The 14,076-nt window shown below is 72.4% G+C and carries 10 protein-coding genes; 1 reads left to right on the top strand and 9 read right to left on the bottom strand.

The annotated features are described in order from the left end of the window. Positions 1-38: 38 nt before the first annotated feature. The 7 genes from ABLM29_RS11375 to trpC all read right to left on the bottom strand — a co-directional run bounded on the left by ABLM29_RS11375 (position 39) and on the right by trpC (position 10,687). Positions 39-1,508, bottom strand: coding sequence for a glutamate synthase subunit beta (locus tag ABLM29_RS11375; protein WP_349714223.1), 1,470 nt, complete (start codon positions 1,506-1,508; stop codon positions 39-41). Next, positions 1,501-6,069 (bottom strand): glutamate synthase large subunit, encoded by a 4,569-nt coding sequence (gene gltB / locus ABLM29_RS11370; RefSeq protein ID WP_349714222.1) that lies wholly within the window; start codon positions 6,067-6,069, stop codon positions 1,501-1,503. Before gltB ends, ABLM29_RS11375 begins: the two co-directional genes overlap by 8 nt. 134 nt (positions 6,070-6,203) lie before the next feature. Beyond that, positions 6,204-7,154: a prolipoprotein diacylglyceryl transferase gene (lgt, locus tag ABLM29_RS11365; RefSeq protein ID WP_349714221.1), complete on the bottom strand. Its 951-nt coding sequence runs from the start codon at positions 7,152-7,154 to the stop codon at positions 6,204-6,206. Positions 7,155-7,157: 3 nt separating this feature from the next. Further along, positions 7,158-7,817 carry an SCO family protein gene (locus ABLM29_RS11360; protein WP_349714220.1) on the bottom strand — a complete coding sequence of 220 codons (660 nt, stop codon included), beginning with the start codon at positions 7,815-7,817 and terminating at the stop codon, positions 7,158-7,160. Next, positions 7,810-8,640, bottom strand: coding sequence for a tryptophan synthase subunit alpha (trpA, locus tag ABLM29_RS11355; protein WP_349714219.1), 831 nt, complete (start codon positions 8,638-8,640; stop codon positions 7,810-7,812). Before trpA ends, ABLM29_RS11360 begins: the two co-directional genes overlap by 8 nt. Further along, complete coding sequence (gene trpB, locus ABLM29_RS11350) at positions 8,637-9,884, bottom strand: tryptophan synthase subunit beta (protein ID WP_349714218.1); 1,248 nt, start codon at positions 9,882-9,884, stop codon at positions 8,637-8,639. Before trpB ends, trpA begins: the two co-directional genes overlap by 4 nt. Then, complete coding sequence (trpC, locus tag ABLM29_RS11345) at positions 9,881-10,687, bottom strand: indole-3-glycerol phosphate synthase TrpC (protein WP_349714217.1); 807 nt, start codon at positions 10,685-10,687, stop codon at positions 9,881-9,883. Before trpC ends, trpB begins: the two co-directional genes overlap by 4 nt. A gap of 139 nt (positions 10,688-10,826) precedes the next feature. Here trpC and ABLM29_RS11340 point away from each other — a divergent pair, with 139 nt between their 5' ends. Continuing rightward, on the top strand, positions 10,827-11,228 hold the full coding sequence (locus ABLM29_RS11340; protein WP_349714216.1) for a DUF4190 domain-containing protein: 402 nt from the start codon (positions 10,827-10,829) through the stop codon (positions 11,226-11,228). Between the two features lie 93 nt (positions 11,229-11,321). Here the strand turns inward: ABLM29_RS11340 and ABLM29_RS11335 are convergent, their stop codons facing one another. Further along, complete coding sequence (locus ABLM29_RS11335; protein WP_349714215.1) at positions 11,322-12,992, bottom strand: hypothetical protein; 1,671 nt, start codon at positions 12,990-12,992, stop codon at positions 11,322-11,324. Positions 12,993-13,032: 40 nt separating this feature from the next. Then, positions 13,033-14,052 (bottom strand): AraC family transcriptional regulator, encoded by a 1,020-nt coding sequence (locus ABLM29_RS11330; RefSeq protein WP_349714214.1) that lies wholly within the window; start codon positions 14,050-14,052, stop codon positions 13,033-13,035. Between the last annotated feature and the right edge of the window lie 24 nt (positions 14,053-14,076).

The following is a 14,076-nucleotide window of genomic DNA, read 5'->3' as shown; positions in this document are numbered from 1 at the left end:
GTCAGTTTCTGCCGGCTCGCGCTCAGCGGGGTGCCGCGTCAGACCACGACGGGCCGCGCGGTCGGCGGGATCGGCGCCGGCAGGGTGGTCGAGCCGGTGAGGAACTCGTCCACCGCCGAGGCGGCGGCGCGCCCCTCGGCGATCGCCCACACGATCAGCGACTGACCGCGGCCCGCGTCGCCGGCCACGAAGACGCCGGGCACCGAGGACTGGTAGCCCTTGTCGCGCTCGACGTTGCCGCGCGGGTCCAGCTCGACGCCGAGCTGCTCGACCAGGCCGGGCTGCTCCGGGCCGGTGAAGCCCATCGCGAAGAGCACCAGGTCGGCCGGGATCTCGCGCTCGGTGCCCTCGTGCTCGACGAGCTTGCCGCCCTCGAACGCGACCTCGACCAGGCGCAGCGCGCGCACGTTGCCGTCCGCGTCGCCCAGGAACTCCTTGGTGGAGACCGAGTAGACCCGGTCGCCACCCTCCTCGTGCGCCGAGGAGACCCGGAACAGCATCGGGTACGTCGGCCACGGCTGCCCCGCGGGACGCTCGTCCGTCGGCTGCGGCATGATCTCCAGCTGCGTGATCGAGGCCGCGCCCTGGCGGATCGAGGTGCCCAGGCAGTCCGCACCGGTGTCGCCGCCGCCGATGATGACGACGTGCTTGCCGTCGGCGCGGATCTGGCCCTCGACGGTCTCCCCCAGCGCGACCCGGTTGGCCTGCGGGAGGAACTCCATCGCCTGGTGGATCCCGTTCAGCTCGCGGCCGGGGACCGGCAGGTCCCGCGGCACGGTCGAGCCGATGGCGAGCACGACGGCGTCGTACCGGTCGCGGAGCCGCTCGGCGGTCAGGTTGCCCTGGCCGACCTCGACGCCGCAGCGGAAGACCGTGCCCTCGCGCTTCATCTGGTCGATGCGGCGGTCGAGGTGCTGCTTCTCCATCTTGAACTCGGGGATGCCGTAGCGCAGCAGGCCGCCGGGCTTGTCGGCCCGCTCGTAGAGCGCGACGGTGTGACCCGCCCGGGTCAGCTGCTGGGCGGCGGCCAGGCCGGCCGGGCCCGAGCCGATCACCGCGACGGTCTTGTCCGAGAGCCACTCCGGCGGCTGGGGACGGACGTTGCCGTCGGCCCAGGCGCGGTCGATGATCGAGACCTCGACGTTCTTGATGGTGACGGGGTCCTGGTTGATGCCCAGCACGCAGGCGGTCTCGCAGGGCGCCGGGCAGAGGCGACCGGTGAACTCCGGGAAGTTGTTGGTCGCGTGCAGGCGCTCCATCGCGCCCTCCCAGTCGTCCCGCCAGACCAGGTCGTTCCACTCCGGGATGAGGTTGCCCAGCGGGCAGCCCTGGTGGCAGAACGGGATGCCGCAGTCCATGCAGCGGCTGGCCTGGAGGTTGACGATCGGGAGCAGCGCGCGCCCGATGCCGTCGGGGTAGACCTCGTTCCAGTCGTGCACCCGCTCCTCGACCGGACGCCGGGTCGCGACCTCGCGACCCGCCTTCAGAAAGCCCCTGGGGTCAGCCATGGAGTGCCTCCATCATCGCGTTGGCCACGCCGTCCTCGTCGAGCCCGTCGGCCTCGGCCTTCGCCTTGGCCTCGAGCACGATCCGGTAGTCGCGCGGCATGACTTCGGTGAACCGGGAGAGCGACGCCTGCCAGTCGTCGAGCAGCGCGCCCGCGACCTCGGAGCCGGTCTCCTCGTGGTGGCGGCGCACCAGCGCCTCGAGCTCGTCGGCGTGCGCCGCGGAGACCGGGCCCAGCTCGACCAGCTCCGGGTTGACCCGGAACGTCTTGAGGTCGAGCACCCAGGCGACGCCGCCGGACATGCCGGCCGCGAAGTTGCGCCCGGTCTTGCCCAGCACGACCACCCGGCCGCCGGTCATGTACTCGCAGCCGTGGTCGCCCACGCCCTCGGTGACGATCGAGGCACCCGAGTTCCGCACGCAGCAGCGCTCGCCGACGCCGCCGCGGATGAAGATCTCACCCGCGGTCGCGCCGTAGGCGATCGTGTTGCCGGCGATGATGTGCTCGTTCGCCTTGAAGGACGCGGTGCGGTCCGGCCGGATGGCGATCCGGCCGCCGGAGAGGCCCTTGCCGACGTAGTCGTTGGCGTCGCCCTCCAGCCGGAGCGTGATGCCCGCGGGCAGGAACGCGCCGAAGGACTGACCCGCCGAGCCGGTGAAGGTGACGTCGATCGTGCCGTCGGGGAGCCCGGCGCCGCCGTACCGCTTGGTGACCTCGTGGCCGAGGATCGTGCCGACGGTGCGGTTGACGTTGCGGATCTCCAGCTGGGCCCGGACGGGCTCGCCGCTCTCCAGCGCCGGCGCCGCGAGCGGCACCAGCTGGGTCACGTCGAGCGACTTCTCCAGTCCGTGCTCCTGGCCGGTCGTGTTGCGCACGTCCTGCTCCGGGAAGTGGGTGTCCGCGACCTCCACCTTGTGCAGGATCGGCGCCAGGTCCAGCCCGGAGGCCTTCCAGTGCTCGATCGCCTGGACCACGTCCAGGGTCTCGACCTGGCCGATCGCCTCCTCGATGCTGCGGAAGCCGAGCTCGGCGAGCAGCTCGCGGACCTCCTCGGCGATGAACTCGAAGAAGTTCACGACGTAGTCGGCCTTGCCGGAGAAGCGCGAGCGCAGCACCGGGTTCTGGGTCGCCACGCCCACCGGGCAGGTGTCGAGGTGGCAGACGCGCATCATGATGCAGCCCGAGACCACCAGCGGCGCGGTAGCGAAGCCGAACTCCTCGGCGCCGAGCAGCGCCGCGATGACCACGTCGCGGCCGGTCTTGAGCTGGCCGTCGGTCTGCACCACGATCCGGTCGCGCAGGCCGTTGAGCAGCAGGGTCTGCTGGGTCTCGGCCAGGCCGAGCTCCCAGGGACCGCCCGCGTGCTTGAGCGAGGTCAGCGGCGAGGCGCCGGTGCCGCCGTCGTGGCCGGAGATGAGCACCACGTCCGCGTGCGCCTTGGAGACGCCCGCGGCGACGGTGCCGACGCCGACCTCGGAGACCAGCTTCACGTGGACCCGAGCCGCCGGGTTGGCGTTCTTCAGGTCGTGGATCAGCTGCGCCAGGTCCTCGATCGAGTAGATGTCGTGGTGCGGCGGCGGGCTGATCAGGCCCACGCCCGGCGTGGAGTGCCGGGTCCGGGCCACCCACGGGTAGACCTTGTTGCCGGGCAGCTGACCGCCCTCGCCGGGCTTCGCGCCCTGCGCCATCTTGATCTGGATGTCGTCGGCGTTGGTCAGGTACTCGCTGGTCACGCCGAAGCGGCCCGAGGCGACCTGCTTGATCGAGCTGCGCCGCTCGGGGTCGTAGAGGCGCTCGGGGTCCTCGCCGCCCTCACCGGTGTTGGACTTGGCGCCCAGCCGGTTCATGGCGATGGCGAGGGTCTCGTGCGCCTCCTTGCTGATCGAGCCGTAGGACATCGCGCCGGTGGAGAACCGCTTCACGATCTCCGAGACCGGCTCCACCTCCTCGATCGGGATCGGGCCGCGCCCGCTCTCCTCGGCGTCCCGGAACCGGAACAGGCCGCGCAGCGTCATCAGCCGCTCGGACTGCTCGTCGACGGCCTTCGTGTACTGCTTGAAGATGTCGTAGCGACCGGTCCGGGTCGAGTGCTGGAGGCGGAAGACCGTCTCCGGGTTGAACAGGTGCGGCTCGCCCTCGCGGCGCCACTGGTACTCGCCGCCGACCTCGAGCTCGCGGTGCGCCGGCGAGATGCCGCCGCGCGGGTACGCCGTGGCGTGCCGCAGCGCGACCTCCTCGGCGATCGTGTCGAGCTCGATGCCGCCCAGCTTGGAGGTGGTGCCGGTGAAGTACTTGTCCACCACGGCCTGCGAGAGACCGATGCACTCGAAGATCTGGGCACCGGTGTAGGAGGCGACCGTCGAGACGCCGATCTTGCTCATCACCTTGACCACGCCCTTGCCGAGCGCCTTGATCAGGTTCTTCACGGCCTGCTCGGGCTCGCTCTTGACGTAGTAGCCCTCGCGCGCCAGGTCCTCGACCGTCTCCATCGCCAGGTACGGGTTGACCGCGGCCGCGCCGTAGCCGACCAGCAGCGCGACGTGGTGCACCTCGCGGACGTCACCGGCCTCGATGAGGAGGCCGACCTGCGTCCGGGTCTTCTCCCGCACCAGGTGGTGGTGGACCGCGCCGGTGAGCAGCAGCGACGGGATCGGCGCCAGGTCCGCGGTCGAGTGGCGGTCCGAGAGCACGATGATCCGCGCGCCGTCGGCGATCGCCTCGGAGACCTCGCGGCAGATCTCGTCGATCCGGGCCGCCATCGCCTCGCCGCCGCCGTCGACCTCGTAGAGGCCGCGGGAGACGTGCGTGATGAAGCCCGGCATGTCGCCGTCGCGGTTGATGTGGCGGATCTTGGCCAGGTCGTCGTTGGAGATCACCGGGAACGGGAGCACCACCTGGCGGCAGGAGGCCGGCGAGGGCTCCAGCAGGTTGGACTCGGGACCGATGCTGCCGTTGAGGGAGGTGACCAGCTCCTCCCGGATGGCGTCCAGCGGCGGGTTGGTGACCTGCGCGAACAGCTGGCTGAAGTAGTCGAACAGCTGGCGCGGCTTGTCGCTGAGCGCCGCGATGGGCGAGTCGGTGCCCATCGAGCCGATCGCCTCGGCGCCGGTGTTGGCCATCGGCGTGAGCAGGACCCGCAGCTCCTCCTCGGTGTAGCCGAAGATCTGCTGGCGGCGGGTGACCGAGGCGTGGGTGTGCACGATGTGCTCGCGCTCGGGGACGTCGTCGAGGTGGATCAGCCCACCGTGCAGCCACTCGCCGTAGGGGTTCTCCGAGGCGAGCTGGGACTTGATCTCCTCGTCCTCGATGATCCGGTGCTCCTCGGTGTCGACCAGGAACATCCGGCCCGGCTGCAGCCGGCCCTTGCGGACCACGGTGGCCGGGTCGAGGTCGAGCACGCCGACCTCGGAGGCGAGCACCACGAGGCCGTCGTCGGTGACCCAGAAGCGCGAGGGGCGCAGGCCGTTGCGGTCCAGCACGGCGCCGATCTGCGCGCCGTCGGTGAAGACGACGCAGGCCGGGCCGTCCCAGGGCTCCATCATCGTGGAGTGGAAGCGGTAGAAGTCGCGCCGCTGCTCGTCCATCTCGGCGTGGTTCTCCCACGCCTCGGGGATCATCATCAGCACCGCGTGCGGCAGGCTGCGCCCGCCCATGTGCAGCAGCTCGAGCACCTCGTCGAAGGAGGCCGAGTCCGACGCCTCCGGGGTGCAGATCGGGAACAGGCGCTCCAGGTCGCCGGGGATCTCCTCCGACGACAGCAGCGCCTCGCGGGCACGCATCCAGTTGCGGTTGCCCATCACGGTGTTGATCTCGCCGTTGTGGGCGATGAACCGGAACGGGTGCGAGAGCGGCCAGCTCGGGAACGTGTTCGTGGAGAACCGCGAGTGGACCACCGCGAGCGCGGAGGCCATCCGCTCGTCGACCAGGTCGGGGAAGAAGTTGTCGAGCTGGTCGGTGGTGAGCATGCCCTTGTAGGCCAGGGTGCGCGAGGAGAACGACGGGAAGTAGACGTCGGTCTCGCGCTCGGCGCGCTTGCGCAGGCAGAAGGCCAGGCGCTCCAGCGGCATCCCGGTCAGCTGCTCGCCCGCGGCGGCGCGGACGAAGAGCTGGCTGAAGGTCGGCATCACGCTGAGCGCCATCGTGCCGAGGATGCTCGGGTCGATCGGCACCTCGCGCCAGCCGAGGACCACGAGGCCCTCCTCGGCCGCGATCTCCTCGATCCGGCGGCGGGTCTTCGCGACCTCGCCGTCGTCGCCGGGCAGGAACGCCGTGCCGACGGCGTACGCGCCCGCGGCCGGCAGGTCGAAGCCCGCGTCGGAGGCCACGGCGCGCAGGAACGCGTCCGGGACCTGCATGAGGATCCCCGCGCCGTCACCCGAGTTCACCTCGGCGCCGGCGGCGCCGCGGTGGTCGAGGTTGCGCAGGGCGGTCAGTGCCTTGGCCACGATGTCGTGGCTGGCCTCTCCGGTCATCGTCGCGACGAAGGCGACACCGCAAGCGTCACGCTCGTGACGCGGGTCGTAGAGGCCTTCCGGCGGCGGGAACGCGTGCGAGTAGGGCACCAAGGTTCTCCCGTCGACTACGTCTGGGGTCCGGACTCGATGATCCGGCCCCAGAAGGTGGGGCGCAAGGGACGTCACTGGCCCACGCGGCGGAGACGTCAGGTTACCACCGTGTTGCGTGGCCGCGCGCCGGGCTATTCGGCCGTGGACTCCCTGTCCGGTGTGGTCTCGCTCTCGCCGTCCGCCGCCGGCCCGCGACCGGGAAGGTAGACGCTCTCCTCACGGCCCGGGTGGCGGCGTCGCGACCACTCGAAGAACGCCGCCGCGGCCACGAACAGCACGATCGAGGTCCACACGTTGAAGCGCAGGCCCAGCACGTTCTCGAGCTGCACGTCGTCGATGCGCAGGTACTCGATCCAGCCGCGGCCCAGCGTGTAGGCCATCACGTAGACGGCCAGCACCCGGCCGTACCCGAGCCGGTAGCGGCGCTCGAGCCAGAGCACCACGGCGAACGCCGCCAGGTTCCACAGGGACTCGTAGAGGAAGGTCGGGTGGAACGTGGTGCCGACCTCGAAGGTGCAGGTGCCGGAGCCGGGCGGGTAGTCGCAGCCGGTCGGCCAGTGGTCCGGGTCGATCTCCAGGCCCCAGGGGAGGTCGGTCGGGCGGCCGTAGAGCTCCTGGTTGAACCAGTTGCCCCACCGGCCGATCGCCTGCGCCACCAGCACCCCCGGCGCCAGGGTGTCGACCAGCGGCAGGAACCGGATCCCCTTGCGGCGGGCGCCGATGTAGGCGCCGAGCGCCCCGAGCGCGATCGCGCCCCAGATGCCGAGGCCGCCCTTCCACACGTAGAGGGCGGTGATCGGGTCCTTGCCCTCCCCGAAGTACTTCTCCCAGTCGGTGGCGACGTGGTAGAGCCGGCCGCCGACGAGGCCGAACGGGACCGCCCAGATGGCGATGTCCTGGATGTCGCCGTAGCTGCCGCCGCGGGCCTGCCACCGCCGCTCGCCGATCCAGATCGCCGCGACGATGCCGAGGATGATGCACAGCGCGTAGCCGCGGAGCGGCACCGGGCCGAGGTACCAGACGCCCTGCGAGGGGCTCGGGATGGTCGCGGTGATGAGCCCCGCGGTGAACTCGGTCAGCATGCGTCAGTCCTCTTCGAGCCGGTCGTCGAGCAGCGTGTGGATGTCGGCGGCGTACTCCGGCGCCGTGGTGTTCTCGTTCCAGAGGACGACCGCCTCGCCGTCCTCCAGGCCGAGCACCGAGGTGGTGTGGCCGCCGAGGTCGTAGCCGCCCGTCGGCAGCTCCTGACCGTCGCTCACGTAGACCTTGAGCGGCTTCCCCACCTCGATGATGGCGGAGAGGTCGCCGGTCAGGCCGACGAACGACGGATCGTAGCCGTCGAGGTAGCGGCGCAGCGCCGCCTCGTCGTCGCGGGCGGGGTCCGTGGTGACGAAGACCATGCCCACCTGGTCGCGGTCCTCGTCGTCGAGGCGGTTCATCGCGGCCGCGATGTTGCTCATCACCAGGGGGCAGAGGTCCGGGCAGTGGGTGTAGCCGAAGAAGACCAGCGTCAGCGGCTCCTCGGCGTCGCCGGCCAGCGAGTACGCGTCACCGGCGGTGTCGGTGAGCGCGATGTCGGCGGCCCGCCAGGGGTGCTCGAGCCGGCGGCCGGTGAACTCCTGGGGCTCCGTCCCGCACGCGGCCAGCGCGCCCAGGGTCACCAGGGCGAGCCCGACGGCCAGCACCGACCGCACCGAGCGGGTACGACGACGTGCCCAGCGCCCGGCGTGACGTCGCTCAGGCACGCACCGCTCCCCCGCGCGGCGTCCCCGCGGCGACGCCGGTGGCCAGGTCCTCGGTCAGCGCGGTGAGCGCCCTCAGGCCCGCGGCCCGGTCCCCCGGGTGGTCGGCCAGGGCGCGCACGAACGCGGAGCCGACGATCACGCCGTCGGCGTACCCGGCGACCTCGGCGGCCTGGGCGCCGTTGCTGACGCCGAGCCCGACGCCGACCGGGAGGTCGGTGGTGGCCTTGGTCCGCGCGACCAGCGGGCCGGCGAGGTCGCTGGTGCTGGTGCGGGCGCCGGTCACGCCCATCACGGCCGTGGCGTAGACGAAGCCGCGGCAGGCGGCGGTGGTCATCGCGATCCGCTCGTCGGTCGACGACGGCGCGACGAGGAAGACCTTGTCCAGGCCGCGCTCGTCGGCCGCGGCGATCCACTCCGGCGCGTAGTCCGGCGTCAGGTCGGGCGTGATCAGCCCGGCGCCGCCGGCGTCCAGCAGGTGCTGGGCGAAGCGGTCCACGCCGTAGGCCTCGACCGGGTTCCAGTAGGTCATCACCAGGGTCGGGGTGCCGGTCGCGGCGACCGCCTCCACCGTGCGGAGCACGTCCCGGATCCGGACCCCGCCCTCCAGCGCCTGCTGGGCGGCGGCCTGGATCGTCGGCCCGTCCATCACCGGGTCGCTGTAGGGCAGACCGATCTCGATCACATCGCAGCCGGCGGCGACCATCGCCCGCAGCGCCTCGATGCCGCCGTCCACGTCCGGGTAGCCGGCCGGCAGGTAGCCGACCAGGGCGGCCCGTCCCTCGGCGTCCGCCTTCGCGAAGGCGGCGCTGGTGGTCTGGCTCATGCTCGTCCCGCCTCCCGGCCCGCGCGGCCCAGGTCGAAGTACTCCAGGGCGGTACCCATGTCCTTGTCCCCACGCCCCGACAGGTTGACCAGGATCGTCTGCCCCGGTCGGTCCTTCGCCACCCGCAGGGCGCCCGCGACGGCGTGCGCCGACTCGATCGCGGGGATGATCCCCTCCGTGCGCGCCAGGAGGGACATCGCGTCCATGGCCTCGGCGTCGGTCACCGGCAGGTAGGTCGCGCGGCCGGACTTCGCCAGCTGCGCGTGCTGGGGGCCGACCCCCGGGTAGTCCAGGCCGGCCGAGATCGAGTGGGACTCGATCGTCTGGCCGTCCTCGTCCTGGAGCACGTAGGTGCGGGCGCCGTGCAGGACGCCGACGCTGCCGGCGTGGATGGTCGCGGCGTGGCGGCCCGTCTCCACGCCGTCGCCGCCGGCCTCGAAGCCGTAGATCGCGACCTCGGGGTCGTCGAGGAACCCGGCGAAGAGGCCGATCGCGTTGGAGCCGCCGCCCACGCAGGCCGCGACCGCGTCCGGCAGCGCGCCGAACTGGTCGAGGCACTGGCGCCGGGCCTCGTCGCCGATGCCCCGCACGAACGAGAGCACCAGGCTCGGGAACGGGTGCGGGCCCGCCGCGGTGCCGAACAGGTAGGCGGTGTGGTCGACCGAGGCCACCCAGTCCCGCAGCGCCTCGTTGATCGCGTCCTTCAGGGTCGCGCTGCCGGACTCCACCGGGATCACCTCGGCGCCCAGCAGCTGCATCCGGGCCACGTTGAGCGCCTGGCGCTCGGTGTCGACCCGCCCCATGTAGACGGTGCAGTCCAGGCCCAGGTACGCCGCCGCCGTCGCCGAGGCGACGCCGTGCTGGCCGGCCCCGGTCTCGGCGATCACGCGGGTCTTGCCCATCCGCTTGGTCAGCAGCGCCTGGCCCAGCACGTTGCGGATCTTGTGCGCGCCGGTGTGGTTGAGGTCCTCGCGCTTGAGCAGGATCCGGGCGCCGGCGTGCTCGGAGAGGCGGGTGGCGTCGTAGAGCATGCTCGGCACGCCCGCGTACTCGCGCAGCAGTCGGTCGAACTCGGCCGTGAACGCGGGGTCCGCCAGCGCCTCGCGCCAGGCGGTGTCGAGCTCGTCGAGCGCCGCGATCAGCGCCTCCGGCATGAACCGGCCGCCGAACGCGCCGGCACCGCCGAACCAGCCGAGGTCGTCGGCGTCGAAACCGGCTCCCGGGGACGTGCTCTGCGTGGTCACGACTTCACTCCTGTCGTCAGTCCGGTCATGGCGGCGACCGCCTCGCGCGGCGCACCGTCCTTCACCAGCGCCTCGCCGACCAGCACGGCGCGCGCGCCCTCGTCGACGTAGCGCGCGACGTCGGCCGGGCCGGTGATGCCGGACTCGGCGACCAGCACCCGGTCCGCCGGCACCAGCGGCGCCAGCCGGCCGAAGGTCGCCGGGTCGACGGCGAGGGTCTTGAGGTTCCGGGCGTTGACGCCGACCAGCTCGGCGCCCAGCTCGACGGCCCGCTCGGTCTCCTCCTCGTCGTGCACCTCGACCAGCACGGTCAGCCCGAGCTCGCGGGCCGTGTCGTGCAGCCGCGTCAGCAGCTCGCCCGGGAGCGAGGCGACGATCAGCAGGGCCAGGTCGGCGCCGGCGGCGCGCGCCTCGACCAGCTGGTACTCGGTGACGATGAAGTCCTTGCGCAGGATCGGGGTGTCCACCGCGGCACGGACCTCGCGCAGGTCCTCGAGGCTGCCGCCGAACCGGCGGCGCTCGGTGAGCACGCTGATCGCGGCGGCCCCGCCGGCGGCGTACTCCCGGGCCAGGGCCGCCGGGTCGGGGATGTCGGCCAGGTCGCCCTTGCTCGGGCTGCGCCGCTTGACCTCCGAGATCACGCTCGACCCGGGCCCGCGGAGGTGCGGCATCGGGTCGCGCGGCGCCGGGGCGTCGGCGAGCATGGCGCGCAGCTCGGCCAGCGGCAGCGCCGCCTCGCGGGCGGCGAGATCCTCGCGAACCCCGGCGACGATCTCGTCGAGCACGGTGCTGTGCGCCGACATCTCGCCTCCGTCTTCTCTGAAACGCCGATGGCCTTCATCGCAGCGTCCTGTCGAGTGTGGCACGCGACCACTAGTGTCTCGGACACCGCCCGGCAGATGGCCGGGTCCCGACGATCGTCCGCTGACGAAAGGCAGACCTGTGAGCTACAACGAACCGCCCCCGGGCAGCGAGCCCCCTCCGTACGGCACGCCCCAGCCGGGCGGCTACGGCACGCCCCCCGGCGGCTACGGCGGCCCGCCGCCGCCCCCGGGCTACGGCGGCGGCTACGGCGGCCCCGTCAACCACCCGCAGGGCACCACGATCCTGATCCTCGGCATCCTCAGCCTGGTCTGCTGCGGCCCGCTCGGCATCGCGGCCTGGGTGATGGGCAACAAGGCCATCAAGGAGATCGATGCCTCCGGCCAGGCCTACAGCAACCGCGGCATGGTCCAGGCCGGCCGGATCTGCGGCATCATCGCCGTCGCCCTGATGGTCGTCGCCATCGTGTTCTACATCATCCTGTTCGCCGTCGCGGGCAGCTTCGAGGTCAGCACCGGCTGACCACACCACCGATCGCGCGCCTCCACGGCGCATCGGCGACGGCGGGGCCCGGGCAGCACGCCCGGACCCCGCCGTCGCTGCGTCCCGTGCCGGCTACCGGTCCCCGAGGGCCTTCAGCTCGTCCATCGCCTCGGCCGCGCTGCGCCGGGCCGCCTCGAGGGCGACGCGCGCGCCCTCGGCGAGCGCCTCGTCCATCACCTCGTCGAGCTTGCCGGACTCGATCTCCTCGGGCGAGGCCTCCGAGAGCCTCTCGTACATCGCCACGACGGCGCCGCCGAGCACGATGTCGACGTACCGGGTCGGGTCGAACCACGGCACCGGGTCCGGGCCCCGCGGGGGCCGCTTCGGCCCCGGGTCCCAGGGGTCGAACCGGCGCACCAGCGTCGGCAGGTGCGGCGCGATCAGGTCGAGCACGATCCGCAGCGACTGGCAGGAGCTGGTGCTGCGCCCGAGCACGTCGCGGGCGTGCTTGCCGATGCCGAAGAGCAGGCTGACGTGCGCCTCGCGGAGGTCGACCCGGGACGCCGTCGCCACGGACTCGATGGCCCGGCTGTGCGCGACCAGCCACCACAGCCAGCGGCGCCGCATGCAGCGGATCAGGCTCGGCCGGCTGATCCAGGTCGCGATGTTGCGGTAGTAGGTCTTGATCGCGTCGAGGTGGTCCTGGCCCGCGGCCGAGGCCAGGAAGCCGACGTTCTTGGGGAACGCGGCACCGCTGTCGCCGACCAGGTTGATGTTGATGAAGTGGTGCCAGGTCGCGTCCGTGACGACCCGGCCGACGCCGGCGCGGTGGCCGTCGTAGGCGCAGATCCCGCCGAAGGAGTGCCCCTCGGTCGCCGCCTTGCCCGAGGACGTCGTGCCGGGCAGCACCGTGGAGGTCGAGATGACCTCGGGCTCCGGCCGGGCACCGCCGTCGACGGCGGCGGGGTACTCGGTGAAGGTCTGGCCGTCGAAGGTGACGTCGAGGTCCAGGTCGTCGGGCGTGCGGCACTCCCCCTCGTGCGGGTGGTCGGGCATCACGTCGATGACGCCCTTCGGACCGCACAGCAGCGGGTGCGGGTAGACGGCCTCGAAGATCCCGACCCGGGTGCTGTACGGCGTCCACTGGATCTTCTGCGGGATGTCGTCGGACTGGTCGTCGAACGTCGACGCGAGGTCGTGGCCGCGCCGGTTGGTGTCGTTGCGGCGGGGCCCGGACATCGACACCTCGTCGGGGTTGTCGAAGCTGTCCCAGTGCCGCATCGAGCGCACCCGCGGCACCTTGCCGCACAGCCGCTTGCCGAGCGCGGCGTGGTCGCCGGTGGCGAAGACGCCGCCGCCGTCGTCCATGAACTGCGCGAGCGCCCGCAGCTCGCTGTCGGGGAGGTCGCCGAACGAGTCGATGCCGAAGAGCCAGACCTGGTCGTAGGCGCCGGCCGGGAAGTCCGCGGCGTCGTCGAACCGGAAGCCGGTCACCCGGTTGGCGATGGTGGCGTCGCCGGGCAGCATCGCGTCGCCGCCGGGCGCGGCCCGGTGGGCGATGCTGACCAGGAACCGGGTGGTGAGCGTCGACCCGCCCTGCAGGGTCTTGACCAGCGTCCGCAGCCCGAAGTCGGCGCTGCCGAACGTCAGTCCGCCGTCGGCGACCAGGAGGATCCGCACGGTGCAGCGTGGGAACAGCGGCACCAGCAGCTTCTCGGGTGCGTCGCGCAGGACGTGGTCGCGCCGGTGGACGGCGTCGAGGAGCTCACGGTTCTCGAGCGTGAGGTGGTCGAAGCTGGGCATGGTGGCCTCCTGGGGCTCCTGGGAAACGTCGGAAGGTTTCTCAGAGGAGGTGCGGGGCGGCGTCGTGATACGCCGCCCGGAACCCCAGGGGGGTCCGCCCCGTCCAGGTCTTGAACGCCCGCTGGAAGGCGCTCTGGTCGGCGAAGCCGGTGAGGAACGCGACCTCCGCCAGGGTGTGCCGGTCGTCGGAGAGCAGCGTCTCGGCCGCCTCCTGCCGGGCCCGGCGGACGATCTCCTGAAACGTCTCCCCCTGGTCGGCCAGCCGCCGGTGCAGGGTCCGCTCGCTCATCCCCAGCCGCCGGGCGATGACCACCTTCTTCGGCAGCCCGTCGGGCAGCAGGTCGGTGACGGTCGCGCGCACCGACGACACCAGCGAGCGGTCGGCCCGCTCGGCCCGCAGGCCCTCGAGGTGGGCGAGGAGGAACGACGAGAGGCCGGCGTCGGCGAGCTTCGCGGGGGTGTCCAGGGTCGCGGCGTCGAAGGTCAGGGCGTTGGCCCGGGCGTCGTACTCGACCGGGCGGCCGAACCAGGCGTGCGCCTCGGCGACCGAGTCCGGCCGGCCGTGGCAGAACGCCACCGCGACCGGCGCGATCCGGCGGCCGGCGGCCTCGCGGAGCACCGAGACCACCGCCGCCAGCGCGCACTCGTTGGCCAGCCGCGCCCCGCGCCGGTGGTGCGGGCGGAGGAGGACCAGGGTCGCGGCCCCGCCGGGGTCGTCGCGCAGCTCGTACTCGAGGGTGTCGCTGAGCAGGAGCACGTAGCGCACCAGCCGCCGCAGCGAGTCCCGCAGCGTCGGGGCCGTCTTCAGCGCCAGCCCGAGCGCGCTGAAGTCGTCGGGGTGCAGCGCCGCGCCGTACCGGTAGGGCAGCCCGTCGTCGCCCGGGGCGACGGCCCGCTCCAGGAACGCGTAGTAGGCCTCCTCGTCCACGCTCTCCCGGGACGCCTCCAGCGGGTCAGCCGCCGGCGCCAGTCCGACGCTCGCGAGCAGCGCCTCGGGCTCCTCGGCCGAGCTGGCCACCCGCGCGACGACCCGCAGGACCGAGCTCCGCACGGTGCTCACGGTGGTCTCCCTCGGGTGCTCGAC

This window comes from Nocardioides sp. YIM 152588 (assembly GCF_040191335.1).
GTDB lineage: Bacteria > Actinomycetota > Actinomycetes > Propionibacteriales > Nocardioidaceae > Nocardioides.
Note: the sequence above shows the minus strand (reverse complement) of the source record. Positions and strands in the feature narration are given on the sequence as shown.